General features: G+C 46.3%; 9 protein-coding genes. 4 read left to right on the top strand and 5 right to left on the bottom strand.

Annotated features, from left to right (window positions below):
- Positions 1–40 precede the first annotated feature (40 nt).
- Positions 41–2,260 (bottom strand): S9 family peptidase, encoded by a 2,220-nt coding sequence (locus ACKGJO_RS11195; protein WP_411323528.1) that lies wholly within the window; start codon positions 2,258–2,260, stop codon positions 41–43.
- Between the two features lie 255 nt (positions 2,261–2,515).
- Here ACKGJO_RS11195 and ACKGJO_RS11200 point away from each other — a divergent pair, with 255 nt between their 5' ends.
- Positions 2,516–5,404, top strand: coding sequence for a S9 family peptidase (locus tag ACKGJO_RS11200; protein WP_411323529.1), 2,889 nt, complete (start codon positions 2,516–2,518; stop codon positions 5,402–5,404).
- A 1,311-nt stretch (positions 5,405–6,715) separates the two neighbouring features.
- On the opposite strand, the gene ACKGJO_RS11205 is transcribed toward ACKGJO_RS11200, so the two are convergent.
- From ACKGJO_RS11205 to ACKGJO_RS11215, 3 genes are all read right to left on the bottom strand, one after another.
- Positions 6,716–7,105: an HU family DNA-binding protein gene (locus tag ACKGJO_RS11205; protein WP_411323530.1), complete on the bottom strand. Its 390-nt coding sequence runs from the start codon at positions 7,103–7,105 to the stop codon at positions 6,716–6,718.
- A 269-nt stretch (positions 7,106–7,374) separates the two neighbouring features.
- Positions 7,375–9,651 carry a DUF2357 domain-containing protein gene (locus tag ACKGJO_RS11210; protein ID WP_411323531.1) on the bottom strand — a complete coding sequence of 759 codons (2,277 nt, stop codon included), beginning with the start codon at positions 9,649–9,651 and terminating at the stop codon, positions 7,375–7,377.
- 3 nt (positions 9,652–9,654) lie between these two features.
- Positions 9,655–12,015, bottom strand: a complete 2,361-nt coding sequence (locus ACKGJO_RS11215; RefSeq protein ID WP_411323532.1) for an McrB family protein — start codon at positions 12,013–12,015, stop codon at positions 9,655–9,657.
- A gap of 470 nt (positions 12,016–12,485) precedes the next feature.
- On the opposite strand from ACKGJO_RS11215, the gene ACKGJO_RS11220 reads away from it, so the two are divergent.
- The 3 genes from ACKGJO_RS11220 to ACKGJO_RS11230 all read left to right on the top strand — a co-directional run bounded on the left by ACKGJO_RS11220 (position 12,486) and on the right by ACKGJO_RS11230 (position 16,949).
- Positions 12,486–13,496 carry a DUF5106 domain-containing protein gene (locus ACKGJO_RS11220; RefSeq protein ID WP_411323533.1) on the top strand — a complete coding sequence of 337 codons (1,011 nt, stop codon included), beginning with the start codon at positions 12,486–12,488 and terminating at the stop codon, positions 13,494–13,496.
- Between the two features lie 1,199 nt (positions 13,497–14,695).
- Positions 14,696–15,304 carry a transposase gene (locus tag ACKGJO_RS11225; RefSeq protein WP_411323534.1) on the top strand — a complete coding sequence of 203 codons (609 nt, stop codon included), beginning with the start codon at positions 14,696–14,698 and terminating at the stop codon, positions 15,302–15,304.
- 370 nt (positions 15,305–15,674) lie between these two features.
- On the top strand, positions 15,675–16,949 hold the full coding sequence (locus ACKGJO_RS11230) for a M28 family peptidase (RefSeq protein ID WP_411323535.1): 1,275 nt from the start codon (positions 15,675–15,677) through the stop codon (positions 16,947–16,949).
- Between the two features lie 1,566 nt (positions 16,950–18,515).
- On the opposite strand, the gene ACKGJO_RS11235 is transcribed toward ACKGJO_RS11230, so the two are convergent.
- Complete coding sequence (locus tag ACKGJO_RS11235; protein ID WP_411323536.1) at positions 18,516–20,354, bottom strand: Xaa-Pro dipeptidyl-peptidase; 1,839 nt, start codon at positions 20,352–20,354, stop codon at positions 18,516–18,518.
- Between the last annotated feature and the right edge of the window lie 274 nt (positions 20,355–20,628).

Below are 20,628 nucleotides of genomic sequence, written 5' to 3' on the forward strand. Positions count from 1 at the left end.
CACGGAGGGAATTTAAACGACCCCACTCAATACTAAGCCCTCACTCCTCTTCCTCTGTGAAGTGTTCTTCATACCAATCAAATACGGTTTCCCATTGATGGTAAAAGTCTTCTTCCGTACCTGCTAAACCCGCGCCATGACCTGCATCCATATAATTCACCCACTTCACTGCCTTACCGAGGCGGCGTAAGGCATAATACATTTCCCGCTGATTATCGGCGGGCACATTCCAGTCCCCTTCCCCACTCAGGATGAGCAAGGGCGTGGTTATGCGATCCGCAAAGAAGACGGCGCTGTGGGTGACATATTTATCCGGTGCTTCCCAGAATGTCTGACCGATCCGATCCTGCCCCACTTCGGCAGCTGAATAATTTCGTGTACCGATCTTGGGACTATCCCCCAAAAAGCTGATCATGTTCACCTTACCGGAGTTATTGATGGCTGCCGCAAAGCGATCCGTTTGCGTGATCAGTAGGTTGGCTCCGTACCCGCCATAACTGATGCCTTCCACCCCAAGCTTCGAGCCATCCACAAGACCTCTCTCCATCAGCTTATTGATGGCCGTGGTCACACCCTTCACCCATCCTTCACCGGGATAACCAAGCTCCAGGTCCACGGAAGGTCGGAGGACAAAATAATCACGGTTGGCCAATACATTAGCCAGTGCGTTGAATGAATTATCAAAGAAATTTTCATAGATATAAGCGATCAGCGGATACTGCTTTCCTTCCTCATAGTTGGCAGGATAATAAAGCACACCATAAAGGGTATCGCCGTCCACGTCCATATACTGAATGAGTTCGGTATCAGGGATCTTATATTCACTGAGCCAGTCATTGAAATCAGTCAGGCGGCGAAGATCGCTTAATTCGTAATTACTGACATACACCTCATAGGGCTGGTTCCCTTCAGCCCGTTCAAACGTGAGGACATCCGCATCCTCCGCAAAATTCCAGTCAGAATAAAGCTGATCATCTATCAATAAGGTTTCCATTTCCTGAGCTTCAATATCATATCGAACCATACCCCTTTGCCATTCATCTCGGGCAGAGGAGGTAAAATACAGATAGCGATCGTCATCCGACCAATGCATTAAGTTTAGCCTCGGTTCACTTTTCTCATCTTCCGGAAACTCTAAGACCAGTTCCATATCAGACCCGGCTGTGTCGATGCGGTGATATCCTTTATCGGAACGTAACAGCATCGAAGCTCCGTCTTGGCTCCATCGGTTGAAGCTGAATTCCAGGCTAGTAGTATCGGTGGTATCTGCCTTTTCAATAAAGTCATAACGATCGGCCGTGATCTCAGTTCCAGCCGTATCTGCGATGTGGCGGATAAAGACCTTTCCCTCATCCGTCCAGGCCCAGGTCGTTCCGGCTGGATCCCAATCCAGATCCAGCGATTTTTCCGTTCGTGGGATCAGAGTATCCCGCACTGCCGGATCATTCAGATTGATAGTAACCATCATCTCTTCGCTGGCATCATCGGATCGTGTATAATTCGTTTTCAGGGGAATTTCCTGTATCACAGCCACAAAAGACTCATCTTCCGGGATATTGAGTGAAGCCAACATGACTTCATCGGTGAGTTCCGTGACCTGCCGTGATCCGGTATTGACCAGAGCCAGTACCGACTGCTCATTTTGCATCCACACACGGTCCCAGGACAGAAAATCATTTTCAGAATCCTGAATCACCACCGGACCATCGTTAATGGCCGTATACATAGAATCGGCTTTGGCTCTCCACCCGTCGGCTCTTAATGACAACATCAATCCTGATCCATCCGGCATCCAGTTGAGGCGGGTATTGGAAGCGATCTCCAGATCGGTCTTGGGTTTGAACTCCCGCAGGCGATCCCGTTCGGCATCATACATATGCAGGGTTACCTGCTGTTCGTCCATCAGGATGATCGCCAGTGTTTTATTATCAGGCGACCAGGCCGAGGCTCGAATAACGGCAGCTCCGTCGGTGACTTCATTTTGCTCCCCATTCTCCGTATTCAATACATACAGGCGGGAGGTACGCTGCTGCACATAAGTTGGATCGGCAAACCTGAAATGATCGATACCCAGTCGGTCGCGCTGAGATGAGGAAGTGACGGCCACGAAACGCCCATCATCGGTGATGCCTGTGATATTGGTATTCTCCACCTTCAGCATTTCATCCGGAGTGAAGGGTTTAAGCTCCTGCGCGTAGGCCGGCTGATGGGTTTGTGATAGGATGCCTGCAAGCAGGATAACGAACATGATACGAGACATAATGAAGTAGCCTTGAAGTTATTAAATGGTTAAAGCGTAAGTACGTGCCTTCCGGCGAGGTTTGCAAGTGGGGTATTCCGGATTGTTGCATGATTTCTCAAAACTTCCCCTCAAAACCTGCCAGATCACAATCCTGAGTGGCCCGCATAATTCGTTAATACTGTCAGTATTTATTATTATAGATGCAGTAAAATCTTTGGTTCTAAAACGGATGCTTCCCTAAGCTCCCACAATTTGTAATAAAATCTCTTCTTTATGAAACGATTAATCTCTTCCCTGCTTACTGTCCTTTTTCTTTTAATGCTTGCTGAGGTGGGAATAGCCCAGAACAAGGTGCCCCTCACTTATGAAGATTTTGATCAGTGGAAGTCTATTTCCGGGCAGACTCTCACGCCCGATGGCCGGTTTCTGATCTATGCACTCAATCCACAAGAAGGTGACGGAGCGATCAAGGTGCAAAACCTTCGTAATAACAACGAGGTGTCTCACGTGCGGGGAGAACGTTTTGAAGTAAGCTATGACGGCCAAACCCTGGTCCATTTCATTACGGCTCCCTATGCCGATGTACGTCAGGTACTGATCAACGGTGAGAAGCCGGATGAGGAATTTGATGATACCCTGGCGGTCTATTCTATCTATGAACGTGACCTGGAAACATTTCCGGAGGTCGGATCTTTCAAACTCCCGGAGCGATCAGGAGCATGGCTGGCCTATTTATACGACCGTGATACAGAAGAAGAGGATGAAAATGGATCTGAAAGTGCCGAAGAGGAAGAGACTGCAGCTGAGGCTGATTCAGCTGAAACAGAACCGCCGGTCATTGAACATGAACTGGTACTTCGGAATCTTGAAACCGGAGAAGAGACCATGATCGAGTATGTTGAAGACTATTTCTTTTCCAGACATGGGGAGCGTTTGGTCTATGTAACGGCCGACGAAGATTCACTTCAGACTCCCGGGGTCCACATTCTTGAAACAGAAACCGGTACTACAAGAACCATCAGCAGTGGACTGCAGTCTTACACGTCTGTGGTGATGGATTCCACGGCCTCACGCATTGCCTTTTTAGCCAGGCCCGCCGATGAAAAGGAAGAAAACGGTGACGAAGAAGAAACTGAAGAAGAGAAAGAGGAAGCTGATGAAGATGCCGAACCTGAATTTTACACCCTCTACTTCTGGGAAAAAGGAATGGAAGAGGCAAAAGTACTCGTCGATGAATCTTCTGACTTGCTGAGTGAAGGATGGATGGTGAACGAATATGCTTCACCTGAATTTTCCCACAATGGGAACCGCCTCTTTTTTGGAATTGCACCGGAGCCGATGCGCAGAGATACCACGGTCGAGAAGATCGATATTGCCTCAGTGGATATCTGGAACTGGAAGGATGATCGATTACAGCCACAGCAGCTGTTGCAACTGGAGGACGACAAGAAGAAAACCTATAAAAGCGTCTATCACATCGAGGAAGAGTCCTTCATTCAGCTCGAAGATGATGAAATGAGAACCATCACGGTACCTGACCGGGGTGATGCAGACTATGCCATTGGAACCCACAACCTCCCCTATATGTATCTCATGCAGTGGGAAGGCTTTCCGATCTATAACGACGTGTATTGGGTGGATGTGAAAACCGGCGAGCGGAAACAGTTTGGAGAAAAGGTGAAAGCCTCGCTCTCGCTTTCCCCCGGAGGAACCTACGCGGCCTGGTATGATTATGAAGACCGAAACTGGTACACCAAGAACCTTGAAACGCAGGCCGTTGTAACTCTTACGGGCGATTTGGATGTCCCTTTTTACGATGAACTGCACGACAGCCCCTCCGATCCAAGTCCGTATGGCGTGGAAGGGTGGACCAAAAATGACAACCGGATTGTGATCCGGGACCGCTATGATCTATGGGTATTTGACCCGTCTGGAAAAGAAGACCCTTATATGCTCACTAACGGCCATGGCAGAGAGAATGAAATAACCTACCGCTCCTTTTCTGAAGACCCCGACAGCCGATGGTTTGCTTCTGATGAAGTGTGGCTGATGGCCACCTACGAATCCGACAAATCCTCGGCAGTGCATAGAGCTGATTTTGAGGGCGGCAGCACACCGAAGGAACTATGGAGAGGAGATTACAGACTATATACTCCTCAGAAAGCCAGGGAAGACAACCGCTGGATGGTCCGTATGAGTACATTCCAGGAGTATCCGGATATTCATATTACCGACAACCGTTTCAGGAAGTTTGAGCAAGTCACCAATGCGAACCCACAGCAGGAAAACTATCTCTGGGGGGATGTGGAACTATTCAACTACATGAGCCTGGACGGGGAACCGCTGGATGCGTTGCTATACACTCCCGAAAACTTCGATCCGGAAAAGAAATACCCTATGGTGGTTTATTTCTATGAGCGCACCTCGGACAGACTACATACCTACCGGGCACCGGCTCCGTCCGCCTCTACCATCACTCCCGCTTTCTATACCAGCCGCGGATATATCGTGGCCATGCCTGACATTACCTATAAAATTGGTAATCCGGGGCGTAGTGCGGAAGATGCTGTGATCGGGATGTCCCTCAACCTGATCGAACAGGGTTTTGTGGATGAGGATAATATTGGTCTTCAGGGACAGAGTTGGGGTGGGTATCAGATCGCCCATATCATTACCCGAACCAACATGTTCAAAGCCGCAATGGCCGGGGCACCCGTTGTGAATATGACCAGTGCATACGGCGGTATCCGATGGGGATCCGGGTTGAACCGACAGTTCCAGTATGAGAAAACCCAAAGCCGCATCGGCGGTACACTTTGGGAAAAACCCTTGTACTACATCGAAAACTCACCGCTGTTTTTTGCCGACCGGGTTGAAACACCGCTGCTGATGATGCACAATGATGCCGACGGAGCCGTACCCTGGTATCAGGGCATTGAATTTTTTACAGCCCTCAAGAGACTGAACCGGCCGGTATGGATGCTCACTTACAACGATGAGGCTCACAACCTGCGCAAGCGCGTGAACCGAAAAGACCTGCAGCGACGGATGCAGCAGTTCTTCGACCACTACCTGATGGACGCGCCCGCACCCGTTTGGATGAAGTACGGGATACCCGCCATCGAAAAAGGAATAAATCAGGGCTTTGAACTGGAGGAGTAGAATAATACCCAACGGGAGGTGAATCCGTAACCTTCCGGACAGGATTGCAGGCCATCACCCCTTGATCCCCGCTTGGGCGGGGATCAAGGGGTGGGCATAAGGTGCCAGTGCCTCGTAGTAAACTGCATCCAAACCAAATTAAAAAGGGTCATCCTATTCCGCTGGCTGGCGGAGAAGGATCTTGCCTATTCTCGCCTGACTGCCCTGATCACGACCTCTTCTGTCTTCTCCTTCGCAAGGAGAAGAACTCCTGTTACACTTGATAAGTATATCGTAAAGCATGGGCTTTGTTTAGTGCCGTATTTTTGAACCGGGATTTTCTGGATTGTCACAGGATCTTCAGGATTACCATGAATGCAAATATCCATACAAACAAAACCCGGTCATTGCGAGGCGGATAGATGTCTATTGCAAGGTTGGGTAGGTGAACAACGAAGCAATCTCCCTAAAGCGATTTACAGGCAGTCCCTCTTTCAAAGTTTTAGGCTATTATTAAAAATCTGGATTGAGTGCCTGTATTCAATTCCCCCTTTCTTTTGTACCGACAAAAGAAACAAAAACTCCCGGCTGCGAAAAATGAGCTGAGTCTGACTCCATTCCGCTAAAAGAAATCAAAGCTCCATTCATAGGCTTGCCCGCAAGTCTGATACCATGCGGTATGATTTCTTTCTTAACGCTTCATTGCGTCATTCTCTTTACACTCATTTTTCTAAGGCCGGGTTGGGAACATCCAACAAGGAACATTCAACATTGAATTTCGAAGTTTACTTTAACTACCCAGCTCCTAACGAGCGGTCATTGCGAGGCGGATAGATGTCTAATGCAAGGTTGGGTAGGTCAACAACGAAGCAATCTCCCTAAAGCGACCTCCCAAATAGATCAGACCAATAATTGGGGTAAGCTTAGGCAAGGCTACACCTCCTACTCCAAGTTGTCATCCTGAACGAAGTGGGGTTTAATGCAGGATCGGTAGCTTGCCGCGAAGGATCTCAAAGGCATACATGAATGCCAGAGCAAACTTTGAGATCCCTCGTGTTAGGTTTAAAGCCCCTTTGCTACTCAGTACGCACTCGGGATGACAACTTCATTAAAACAAATTTACAGGCAGTCCGGGGAGATTGCCACAGCCTGTGTTCACTTCGCTCACTGCAGCCTTCGCAAGGACCTGTCTTATATCACAACACTTCAAAACCTGCCTGTCGGCAGAGGCAGGTTCGCTATTCAAAAAGAAGCCCGAGATCCTTTGTCAGGAAGCCGGGCTTGTCGGATCATGGGTTACTATTTTAACATATCGACCTCATAGGAAAAGGTCTATGATTCGGCTTTCTCGAACTTCAGTGTTTGAAGCATCTCCTTGAACTTATCGCCGGGGCGGAACAGGATCCTGGCACCGCGGATGTTGGTCTTATTGACCTCTTCTTCCGTATCTGATGGATCGGAACTGATGCTGACCCTGAAGAACCCCAGGTCGGATATATTGACGGATAGTCCGTCTTTGAGCAAACTGGGGACCACATCCGCCAGTCCGTAAAGCACCGCGCGTATATCGGATCCGCTTACGGTACTGATCTTTTCGATCCGTTCAGTCAGTTCATCGATACCTGCCTGACCGGTTATTTTGTTAGACGCGTAAAACTTCTTCTCGCCTCCTCCCTCTACTCCGGGAGTGCCTTTTTGAATGATGTTATACTTGATAGACATCTCTCCTCCATTTTTGTTAGGGTTTAGGCGCCATCCATCTTAGTTATGACGTACTTGTTAACCCCGGGGCGTCGGCTATGTTGCGTATTTTCTGTGATCTAACATCAAGATGCGAGGCAGCAGAACAGAAACTCAAAAAACACGTGTCTTTTATGGCAAAAACACACGTGTTGGAAGAGAAAATCACACGTGTTTTTTGGATCGATCACGTGTGTTGGGTTGGAGAAAGACGGGTGGTTGTTTTAAAGCAGTAACTTTAACTAGAATTATTAATCTGAATCACTTGAGACTCTTGCCTTAATCAATTCAGCAAAAGTAACTGAAAATGGTAAAGCTGAACCTCTTCCTGGTTGGTAACCTGGCAATTCTCTGATATTAAAGCTACTGTCTTTTAATTCAGGAAGTTCTTGTTCTTCTATCTCGTAAACCAAATAATACTTTTCATCACTTTGACCTGGATATCCCTTATGCAATAAATCATTTTTAGAATAGATACGGGGACCGGGTTTTGCAACCTTAAAGAGTTTTTTAGATTCTAGCTCACCATCACTATGTAATAAAATAAATTTTGCCTCTGTCTCTCCTCGGCTTAACCTTAGTGAGCCTCTTCTTGAACCTGCCCTTGCGTTGTATAGTGCATTTGCTTTAATCCAATCTAAGTGTCTCTGATTTTTGTAGTAACCAACTAAAACATAAACTTCATCAGGGATAAGTTTTTTATTATCTATAAATTCCGGTACTATTTTCCTGAATTCATAGGGTTTTGACTCTCTATGGATCTCATTAATTCGGTTTGAAAGCTTTTCTCGCTGAGATGTCCGATTCAGGAAATGATGAATCACATCTTTTAGGAATAAACGAAGTTCTGAACTTCCATCATTTTCACGGTTCGGTTTCATGGTAAATGCTCCAAGTCCCGGTATGATTTCGTGAAATCCTTTCCAGTCATCTTTTACTTCATTGCCCGGATATAAAATGTAGGCACCAGCAGTTCGTCGGATGGCATCTTTGTAGGCATGCATCTTTAAGAGATCGGCTCTCTTAAATGTACCTTCATTTTGTTCTTTTTTCTCTTCATCCAAATCTTCTTCAGCTCTGCCAAAAATATTAGTCAAGTTTTCAACTTTATATTTTGCATCAAAATGAAGGTGAACGATAAGTTCCTGCTGTTCAGCATCTTTTTCTGACATACCTTCTGCCCAAATACTTAACGTATAATCCGGACGCATAGACCTTGTCCAGCTACCACCTAATGGATATTTATTATCTCCGCTGAATGTTTTGTTGAAAGAGAATTGTACATGTAATTTCCGGTTCCCGGTTTCATAAACCCCTTCCAAAGGCAGATACTTGCCTTGCTTTAATTTCAGGCCAAGATTGTCCTTGGTTTCTTCAATCATTCTGTCAGGAGTGAGGGCCTGAATATCAAACAAATCTTCAAGTAGGTCAGTAAGTTTGAAGAACAGCCAGTACTCATAAAGAGTGGCGACGTCTCGCTTTCCTCCTTCGTACACATCTTCACCGCCTTTCCAGGTTAATCGGGCGGCTAAATTTACCATCAGCCAGACCCGTAATATTTCTCGGTACCCCTCTTTTCTTTGCAGTACAGGACTGTTGAGTGGAAGAGTAGCCGGACGGCTGATTCTTTGGAAGATGGCGTGATTTAGTGATTCCTCCAATTCCTCTTCTAATAACTCAGCTTCTTTATGTAAGCGGGCGTTATCTTTAGAGTGGGTCTTAAAATCACTGCACAAGTTTTTAAAGGTCTCCAGCGCGTATTTTATGAACCGATTTTCAGGTGTGTCCACCGTGTCAACTTTTCCACTGATAATTACTTTTTCCGGAACCGAACTCATGTGCTTTCTTAATGCATGATGTTCAGGAAGAGAGGTTCTGTTTGACGATCCCGCTAGTTGCCTTACTACATTTCTATTCATTCTTCGCACCGAGCGTATATCCCGTGGTTCTGCAGTTTGTTTCCACTCCGTTACAGGATTTGTAATAACTCGATGCACTGCTAAGGCAAATTCTTCAGAATCCAAAACGGACTTTAAAAAGGCAAAACGCTGGTAGAGTGTTTGAGGATCTTTATCGTGGTCAATATCAAATGGTTGATTAGCGGGAGAGGTGTACTGCATCAGTAAATCGGTGCACTTTTCAGTGATGTCTTCCAGCATGAACCGATAATCGGTTCTGTAGTCTGTTTTTCGTGAAAGAACCTCAATCTCAAATGATCCGATTTCCTCATCTTCTTCCTTGATAACGAAAATAGGAAGGGTTCCCACATAGTTACCAGGTGCTATTCTACCCTGTGATTTGTTTAGCTTAGAAGCAGAAACCACTCCACCTTCCGTGCTTAGTGAATATGGTTTGTCAACTTCAAATTCATAATTATATCCTTCAATGATTTGTATGGAAGCTTCGAGATTTTCCGATGCTTCTGCTTCAGGAATTTGTTGAATGCTATTTTGGTATTCACCAACAATGTGAACCATGATAGATGAGCCTGAATCTGACTCTACTTGTATGCTAACCTCATTATTCATGGATTAAGCTTCTGCAAAACTGGTAAAGCCATTTTCTAAAAGGCCTTTGTGCATGCGCACTATTTTCTCTAATGAAATCGGATATTTCACATTGTTTTCCCAATCAATGGAATCAGATTTTTTAAGGAGTTCTTCTGCATCTCCTTCTTTGATACAAAGCTGTCCAAGCTTAAATAATACACTTTCGAGTTTACGCCGGGACCCATGAAGCTTCGGGAGCAGTTTCTGAGAAATGGCTGCATCCATTATCTGTTCAAAGCCCCAATCTTTTGCCATATGTTCAGCAAGGCTGGCAAACCGGTTTATTTCATATGCAGTCCGGTAACCAAATTCTGCTCCAACTTCCGACAGATTTTCAAAAAATTGTATCAATTCATTTGAAAGAGAACTTTTATCAGTAAACTCAGCAGTGGGATTGGTAGCAATCTTCACAAAATCTTTTGCCATGCTACTCCCCTTGCCTTCCAGTTCTGATAAATCAACATTAGCGGGGGTTCCCAAAAAGCTTTTCATTTCATCTCTGCTTACCCGGAACTCAATAACATTTGCACGATCCAATACTTTTGGACTGAACATATAAGTTGTTTCATCAATATTTACTGTGCCAATGATGAAAAAGTTTTTTGGAATGGTTAATGTAGGTGGCACCTGATATTCGTTTGCAGCCCAGCTCTCTTCACCGGAATGTAAATTGATATGTTCATTTGATTCTATCGCACTCAGAAAATCTGCAAAATAACGCTCCACATGACTTAGGTTCATTTCATCCAAAATTAGGAAATAGGGGCGGCTTGGATCTTTTTGTGCGTTCAAGATAAGTTGAAGTACGCCACTTTCTGGAAGCACATACTGTTCTTTTTCAAGAGCATTGGGATAACCAAGCAGGGGTTCGCGGTTGGTCCAATCGGCACCCACGGGCACTAAATTTAATTGTTTTTCTTCTTCAATAATCCACTTAGCAAAAGCCTGAGCTAGTTTTGTTTTACCAGAGCCTGAGAGGCCTGTTAGAATTAAGAAAGGCTTAGTTAGTAAAGCAGATACAAATCTTGAAGCAGTACTCTGGGTATAAATTAAATGAGAATTATTTAAGGTAGTTTTTAAAAGATCTAAGTTAAATAATGCTTGTTTGGGCTCTGGTCCGGGATCAGATATAATTTCTTTATAAAATTTGGTGAGATCATATAGGTCTTTATCAATTGGATAATCATTAATTGGTCTTCTTAAATCGTAAACTTTATAGATATATGATGATCCATATCTTTCTGGATTTCCAAGATCATTTTCTTGGAAATATTTCTTAATTGTTACTGCATTTTCTATGTCCCAATTTAAACTAGGTTCATTTTCTTCACTTACACCGTAAGCAAGAACTAGTAAATTTCTTTTTTTATAAAGTAAGTAGACTGGGTATATACCCTCATTTGTTGATTGAGAATCACCCAAAAAAGAAATCCAAGGAATTCTAGCAGCGTTACCTTTGCCAAAACTTACTCTTACATTAAGTCCATTATAGTTACTTCGATAGTGCGCATAGCTTAAGTCATCAGTTTGAGATTGTTCGAGAAATTTCTTTAGTGTATCTACAAATGGTTCGGGCTTGTTTTCTGTCGATTTATTAAATGTATCCATATAAATTTCTTCTCTGTATTTCTCATCAAAAACAGCTTTTTCAAAAGATGAGTTGTTAAATTTTAAGTATCCAGATTTAGTCGTCCTTTCTAACTCAGTACTGCATGCATCTTTTATTTTATCAAGAGATTCTTCAACATCTTTAGATAAATCGGTTTTATTCCAATATGCCTTAACAGGTCCTTCAAATTCAGAAACTTCTACCGTATTTGAGTTGATATCCTTAGAATTTGTTATAAATCCCCAGGCTTTATCATTAGTATTTTGCAAGGTTAAACAGTACCTCTGACCTACTGTAAAAATTACTCGTTCTTGGTCGCTTCGAATACTATATACAACCCGAGAATCACCTTGGCTCAAGTCCAAGCCATTTACAATTTTACTAATATATTCGAAGAATTTACTAGTGTTTTTAATACCTAATGAAGACAAGCAATTCTTTAAGATTAACTCGTCATTGGATAGGTCGTTTTTCGTTGTAACTTTGAACCCTAATTCTTTTAGAATAGAGAAGGCCTGATCTGTACTGTTATTAAAATCACTAAGTGTGAGTTTTTCACCCCCAGCCAATTTATTTGCCTCAGATAGAACTAATATTGGTGGATATTTTCTACCCTCATGAATCAAATCATAAGTAGTAGATTCTCTTCGTGGTGTTATCAGATCTGGGTTTTCTTTAATCTTAGTAATAGCATCTACTATTGTCTCCCGATTCAGTTCTTTTAACTCAGCCATTGATTTTTGAAGAAAAGTTTTCGTTTCAATACATCTCCCCAAAACTAAACTTTATTAAGGATAAAGCAAGGGGGCTCAAAACATTAGCAGGAAAGGAGAAGGGACATCAAACCAGTTCACCCGAAAAAGAAAGGCATAAAAATAGCCCGACCGGATCGCTTCCGTGGGCTTGTTTTTTGAGTAACTGCCTTTAATATACGGCGGGAAAGGTGCCTCGACCAAATCTAATTTGCTTTGGGTGGGTAATGTATGGGTAATAGAAATTTTAGGGTGTATTATGGTTGGTAAACTTTGGTGATGTATGATTGACGGAGGACGGGGGACGGAGGACCGGGGGTAATTTTGAGTGATGGGTTTTGAGTTTTGAGTGATTTTGGACGTAGGATCAACCGGCTTGTCAGAAAGAGTTTTAATTTTATCGGAAAAACCCGATTCTCCACTATTCGTAAAAAAGAACCAAATACAATACTATGTATGCTATCCGATTGATTCCGTTGTTATTCTTGATCATCCTTCAAACAGGCTGTACTAACTCTGCCGAAAAGCAGGGATATCATATCAACCTGGTATTGAATGGGGAAGCTCCGCAAGAAGTTTACCTGGGCTATCAGTTAAGTGATAAAACATACATTGCTGATACGGCCCGGAACCAACAAGGGGAATTTGAATTCAGCGGAAATGAAACGCTGGATCCCGGCCTGTATATGATGATCATTCCGCCGGAGAATTCCTTTGTTAATTTGATCGTGGATGAAAACGATCAGCATTTTGAGCTCACAGCGCATACGAATCACCTGTTGGATAGTCTCAGCTTTGAAGGAACACCAGCCAATACTGCGTTCAGGGATTACAATCAGATGATAGAAAACAAAAACATGGAGATGAGTGGACTGATGGCACTGGAGGAAGAAGCAGAGAACGTTGAGGCGGAGCGACTCCGTAACAGGCAGGATCAGATCAAAGATGAAGTATTCCAAACCAAGCAGCAACTGATACAGGAATACCCGGATCACTTTCTTAGTTCATTTATGGCTTCTACCCTACAGCCGGTCATACCGGAACCGGAGCCGGGAATGAGTGAGGCCGAAGCACGCGAGTTTCAGTTTCGGTACTATAAGGAGCATTATTTTGATCATTTTGACCTGAGTGAGCCGGGTCTGATCCGGACAGCAGGGTATCATCAAACTATCGATGGGTATCTGGACCGACTGGTGACTCCCCAGAAGGATTCCTTGCTGAAAGAGGTAAACATGCTTATCAATGCTGCTGCTGCTAATCCCAAAACAAAGCAGGCGATGACGGTCCATCTGCTCAATAAGTACGCGAGTGATGACAGCTATGAAGCTGAATCGGTTTATACCCATATTGCATTGACTTATTATGCGGATACAGCTTTTACCGACTGGGTGGATGAGGAGCAGCGTGTCCGGATATTGGAAAATGCCCGGCGGCTGGATAGTGCTTTGGTGATGTATGAATGACGGAGGACGGGAGACGGAGGACCGGGGGGTAGTTTTGAGTGATGAGTTTTGAGTTTTGAGTGGGTATCGGACCGAGGACCGCGGACGGAGGACCGGATGGGTGGGAGAATATCCAATATCGAACACGGAATATCGAATAATAAAGTGTGGGGAACAGCGAACATTCAATGTTTAACATCGAGCTTCCAAAGATCATTACATGATCATTCCGGATTCGTCCGACCACTGACATGAGGCTTGGGGTATGATCAGGTTTCGGTGTGGTCTGACGATTGGAGAGGCTCGCCAGACATTGCACGCCCCGTAAACCAGCCGTGGCTGTATTCATTCCTCAGACGAGCTGGGAGTCGTCGGACGAAGTACCGGATTCGTCCGACCACTGAAATGGGGATTGGGGTATGATCAGGCCCCGGCGTGGTCTGACGATTGGAGAGGCACACCAGGGGTTGCTTGCCTCGTAAACCGACCGTGGCCGTATTCATTCGTCAGACGAACTGGAAGTCGTCGGACGAAGACTCGGGCTCGTCCGACCACTGACATGAGGCTTGGAGCATGACCAGGCCCCGTCGTGGTCTGACGATTGGAGAGGCTAACCAGACATTGCACGCCCCGTAAACCGGCCGTGGCTGCATCCATTCGTCAGACGAACTGGGAGTCGTCGGACGAAGAAGCGGATTCGTCCGACCACTGAATTGGGGAATGGAGCATGATCAGGCCCCGGCGCGGTCTGACGATTGGACAGGCTTGACAGGGGTTGCTTGCCTCGTAAACCAGCCGTGGCTGTATCTATTCGTCAGACGAACTGGAAGTCGTCGGACGAAGACTCGGGCTCGTCCGACCACTGACATGGAGATTGGAGCATGATCAGGTCCCGGCGTGGTCTGACGATTGGAGAGGCTAACCAGACATCGCACGCTCCATAAACCTGCCGTGGCCGTATTCATTCGTCAGACGAGCTGGAAGTCGTCGGACGAAGACTCGGGCTCGTCCGACCACTGGCATGGGGATTGAGGTATGATCAGGTCCCGGCGTGGTCTGACGATTGGAGAGGCACATCAGTCCTTGCTTGCCCCGTAAACCGGCCGTGGCTGTATCTATTCATCAGACGAACTGGAAGTCGTCGGACGAAGTTCGGGGTTTACCGGAGGAGGTGGATAAATAGATTTTTAAAAATTGCCCTGATTTACTAAACTCAAGTCATGCAATTTCATCCGGGGCACACATATCACCTCTACAATCAGGGGAATAACCGGCAGAAACTGTTCTTTGAACAGGATAATTACAGATATTTTTTAGAGAAGGTTCGAAAAGAATTATTGCCCTACTGTGATATTTTAGCCTGGTGTTTAATGCCCAATCATTTTCATTTTCTGATAACTATTCATGAGGATTATGTTCATGAAAATGCAGCCCAGAATAATGGAAAGATGGTCAATCCATTAAATCGCAAAATTGGAACCCTGCAAAGCTCTTATACGAAGGCGATCAACAATCGATATGGAAGAAGCGGTTCATTATTTCGCCAAAAAACTAAAGCTAAATGTATATTAGATCAAGAACGTGGTAAGATGGATACTGCGGTCAACTGTTTCTTTTATATCCATCAAAATCCGCTTAAAGCGGGCTTAGTGACTAAAATGGAAGATTGGGCTTTTTCCTCCTTCAAAGATTATTCTGGATTGAGAAATGGTGATCTTTGTAACATTGATCTAGCTAAAGACCTCTTTAAACTCCCTGATGAACCGGGTGATTTTTACAAGCTTTCCTCCCAAACAATTCCTGATGAGGTGGTTAGCAGATTGTATTAAAGCCAACCCAGGCTGTATCCATTCGGCAGACGAACTGGAAGTCGTCGGACGAAGTCTCGGATTCGTCCGACCACTGAACTGGGGCTTGAGGTATAAGCAGGCCCCGGCGTGGTCTGACGATTGGGAAGGCTCGCCAAGCATTACACACCACATCAACCAGCCGTGGCTGTATCTATTCGGCAGACGAGCCGGAAGTCGTCGAACGAAGTCTCGGAGCTCGCCGGAGGAAGGCCCTGACCCTGAGTAAAGTATGTTAAACTCAAAACTCAGCACTCAAAACTCATAACTAAACCTCGTATCTTGAGGGTCGGATCAACTCCCGAGGCCAATGGGCCCGTTCACACGAAACCATCAAACCATCCCCGTTAACATGAAATTACGATCTCTCTTTTTTACGCTGTCAAGTGTTGTACTTCTAGCTTCCTGCACTGCTTCAGATAACACGAAGGGTTCTTCTGCGGATATTACCGCTGAGGATGTAGCGGAGCATATCACCTACCTGTCGAGCGATGCCATGAAGGGGCGTGAAACGGGATCGGCCGAAGAGGCTGCAGCAGCTAATTATATCGCGGACCTGTTCCGTGCATACGGACTCGATCCGGCGGGCGATGAAGAGACCTACATACAAACATTCACGGTTAATATGTCGGTGCTCGATAACCCCCATGCCTCGGATTCAGATTCCACAGCAGATAAGCGACTGGCTAAAAATGTGGCGGGGCTTTTACAGGGAACCGGTGATTCTGAGGAGCTGATCATCATCGGGGCGCATTACGATCACCTGGGGATGGGTGAGTTTGGATCGCTGAGCAGCGCGGATGAGCCGAGGATCCACAATGGCGCGGATGATAATGCCTCGGGCACAGCGGGCGTGCTGGAGCTGGCGGAGTATTTTTCTGAATATCGCCCCGAAACGGATATTCTATTTTTGGCTTTTTCGGGTGAGGAGATGGGGCTGCTCGGGTCTCAGTTTTACGTGGATAACCCAACGGTGGAGCTTGAGAATGCACTGGCTATGATCAACATGGATATGATCGGCCGCATGAAGGAGGATCGCCTGATGATCTTTGGCGTGGCCACAACGGATTCCTGGGAGTTGATATTGACAGAGGCCAACATTGATTCCCTGGCTCTGGATCTGGTGCCGGATGGAACGGGTGCGAGTGACCACACGAGTTTTTACTACAAGAACATGCCGGTGCTGCATTATTTCACGGATACTCACGCCGATTACCATCGCCCGTCTGATGACGCGGAGTGGATCAATGTGGAAGGTCAGGCTAAGCTTCTGAAACACGTAGTCCGCGTGGTCCAGGCTTTGGATACCCTCGATAAAGCGGACCTCGCATTTGTGGAGGCTCCGGGTGAGCAGCGGCAGGCTATGCGTATGGATGGCCCTACCCTCGGTGTGCTCCCTGATTATGGTTATGAGGGGAAAGGTTTCCGGATCACCGGCGTAAGTGGTGGCGGTCCTGCCCGGGCAGGCGGCCTGGAGGGTGGCGATGTCATCATCCGGATCGGCGAGATGGCTATCGGCGATATCTACGCTTACATGGGTGCCCTGAATGAGCTTGAATCTGGAACGACGATTCCTGTTACGGTTATCAGGGATGGTGAGGAGATGGTTTTTGAGCTTAGGTTGTAGGTAGTGGTGAGTGGTGAGTTTTGAGTTTTGAGTTTTGAGTTTTGAGTGGGTTAGGGGCAAGGTTTTAGGTTTTAGGTGCAAAGTTTTAGGTTTTGGGTACAAGGGGTAGGACATTCAAATTTGGGGTTGTTGTGATTAAGTCGCTAATGTATGGTCATTGCGAAGACTGCAGTGAACGGAGTGAACACAGTCTGTGGCAATCTCCTTTATGTACTTGGGAGTTTGCTATCGGGAGATTGCTTCGTTGATATACTTGATAAACCTGCATTCAACTGTTGAGCGCCTCACAAAGACCGGCTTTTTAGCCAACCGAGAAATCCTCTAAGCCGCTTAATCCACAAATCTAACTATTTTCGTGAGTGCAGTTAACAATCCAGATCTTGGCACCATTTACCCACCCCTCAATCCGCGCCCGAGCGGGGAAGCGGTTTGAATATCGAATATTGAACATTCAATAATGAATTTCGAAGTGATTTCTTCACTAACATGATATTTGCCATGAAAACCGGAGCTTTCCAGTACACAAGCGAAGGGTTTATAAATTATAGATTCTTCCATGGGACGTGCCTGATCAACCCTTCGCTGATACGGGCGACCAAATCTTAATCAACTCATTCGTCGGACGACTCTTTGCAGGATTGCAGTGCCTGGTCATGTTTCAGTCGTCGGACGGGGCTCGAATAATCCGTGGAATCCGCGATTCTAACTATTTTCGTGATTTTAGTTTACAATCCAGACTCTGGCACCATTAACCCTCCCCTCAATCCCCTCCCGAGAGGGGAAGCGGTTTGAATATCGAATATTGAACATTCAATAATGAATTTCGAAGTGATTTCTTCACTATCATGATATTTGCCATATAAACCGGTGCCTTCCAGTACACAAGCGAAGGGTTTACAAATTATACTCTCTTCCATGTGATGCACTTCATTAACCCTTCGCTGATTTGGGCGACCGAGTCATTATAGGCAAGATCCTTCAGGGGTTCCTTCAGGATGACTTGGTGGGTTTTATTGGTTTGAGGTGTTGCAGTCAGGAGATTTCTTCGTTATTAGACTTTATAAACCTTCGTTACACTAAATGCCGCCTCGCAAAAACCGGCTTTTAAGTCAACCGCGAAATCCTCTAATCCGCCTAATCCGCGATTCTAACTATTTTCGTGATTTTAGTTTACAATCCAGACTCTGGCACCATTTACCCACCCCTCAATCCGCGCCCGAGAGGGGAAGCGGTTTGAATATCGAATATTGAACATTCAATAATGAATTTCGATGTGATTTCTTCACTAACATGACATTTGCCATGAAAACCGGAGCTTTACAGTACACAAGCGAAGGGTTTACAAAATATTCATTCTGCCATGGGATGTGCTTGATCAACCCTTCGCTGATATGGGCGACCAAATCTTAATCCACCACCATCCATCACCCGGGCTAGGGCCCAAATGATGGATTATTGCCACATAATTCACCATGGAGTTCCCTTGCCCTTGACGGAGCGGCATAGCGCAAGCGACGTTAGGGAAAGGGACAGGGATAGGGTACTGCACGCATTGGCAACCAAACCCTATTCCCAAGCTTCATTCCCGCCAACAATTGGCAACGTCAACATCGTACCATCCAGATCTACGGTTAGTTCTGTGCCGGGTTGTGGGTGCAGAGTGTATTCCTGATCGCTGCTGAAGATCATGAGGCCGAGTTGTTGTCCCGGTGGGATGATCTGATCGTCGGGTTGCAGATCGAAGGTGATGGTATAGAACTTCCCGGGTTCAAGGGGTTCGCTTTCAGTCAGCGATTCATGATTCTGAGGATCGGCCCAGCCGCGGGTGATGATGTTATCAGTGATCTGAGCGCCGCGACCTTCTTCCCAAGGCAAGGCTACCAGCCACACCGAGAGATTTGCCGAGGGTTTACTGCTCGCCAGCTTCACCGTGATGGATGGTACACCGGAGATATGAAGGGAATCGGATAGCGGTTCACTTACATACATCAAACGGTGATTGGTCCACTCAGCTTTGGCCAGTGCGGTTCCGTCAAAAGACACATTATCCATGAAGGTCTCGGTGCCGGCATTGGTTGTAGTTTCAGTGGTAAGGGTTCCGCGCTCTGGGGCATTACCGGATAGATAAAATGTTACATCCTGCGCAGCCGGATGCGGGTAATCGGGGTATGAGGTTGGCTGATCACGTTCGTCATCTTCGCGGGTGATCCAGGCTCTTGGCAGATCTTCAACGCCGTTCTCCACGTCATACAGGTAACGGGTGAACCACATATTCATAAGCCAAAGCGGAGGCTGACCGCCATGCCCGCCCTGATGATAGTATACCATGGTTTCAACGCCTTTTTCCTTCAGGGCTTTATAGATACGGTAGCTGTGTTCAGGCATCACGTTCCAGTCGTTGAAGGCATGAGCCATCAGCACGGGAGCTTCAAGTGGGCCGAGGTCGTTAAGATAATCGCGGCCGGCCCAAAAGTCGTTGTAGTCACCCGATATACGATCGATACCACCGGCAATGATCGAATCACGGACCACGCGGTTGTTGCGAGTACGGTATTCCTCAGCCCCGCTGTGAATGAAATCATATAACACATCCACATCTTCCCCGAGATATCCGCCGGGAGAGCGAACGAGTCCATTGGAGCGGTAATAATGATAATAAGAGGTATTTGGAGCCACGGGGATGATGGCCTCGAGCCCTTCCACGCCGGTAGTGGCTGCAGCAAGCGGCAGGGTTCCATTATATGATGTTCCCGTCATCCCAACCTGACCTGTGGTCCAATAGGCTTCCACTTCTTCGTTACCATCGGGAGTCGTATATCCTTTTGCGCGGCCATTCAGCCATTCGATGACGGCTTTGGGAGCCAGCGATTCATTATCGCCGCCGACGGTTGGGGAGCCCTGTGAAAGTCCTGTTCCCGGAGAGCTGGAGTGAACCACGATAAATCCGCGTGGCACCCATGTTTTTATAAGGGAGTTGGAGATGATGGGGCGTTCTCCGCGTCGCTGCACATCAGGACCTGCCTTACGCGCCGGTGGTTCCTCACCGATCTCATGTTTCACATTCCAGAAAAAATCAAAGGGTGGCTGGGCAGTTCCGGCGTAGTACGGACTTGTTTCGTAGATCACCGGAAGCTTAAGATCACCGGATTCAGTTTGCTCGGGGCGCGTTACCGCCACATGCATACGATCGGGCTTGCCATTGCCATCTGAATCAAATTCTGTTTCAACCCACAGGTCGTGGCGGATCCAGTTTTCAGGATCTTCAAATTCGGGAATGACCTGTGCCTGCCCGTCTTCGATCACAGGAACCTGAATGTCTTGGGCTTGTGTTTGCGCGGATAATCCGGATACAGTGATGATAATTAAAGCGGTAAGCCAAAGGGTGATGTTCTGGAGTGATCTCATGATGGTATACAGTTTCGATTGGTTCATTTACCTCAGGAAAGTAACAGATAATGAGAAAATTGTTTGGGAAAGTTTTTTAAGACAAAGGACCGAGGACGGTGGACGGGGGCGACCGTGGGTTGGAATTAATTCTCTTTAGATGTCATCCTGAGCGAAGTGGTGATTGATGCAGGATTGGGAGGCTTGCCGCGAAGGATCTCAAGCTTTGATCTGGCAAGCAGTGCATACTTTGAGATCACGCCGGCAGTCGGACACAGTCCCTCGTGTTAGACTT

The organism is Gracilimonas qinghaiensis, from assembly GCF_046602855.1.
GTDB lineage: Bacteria > Bacteroidota > Rhodothermia > Balneolales > Balneolaceae > Gracilimonas.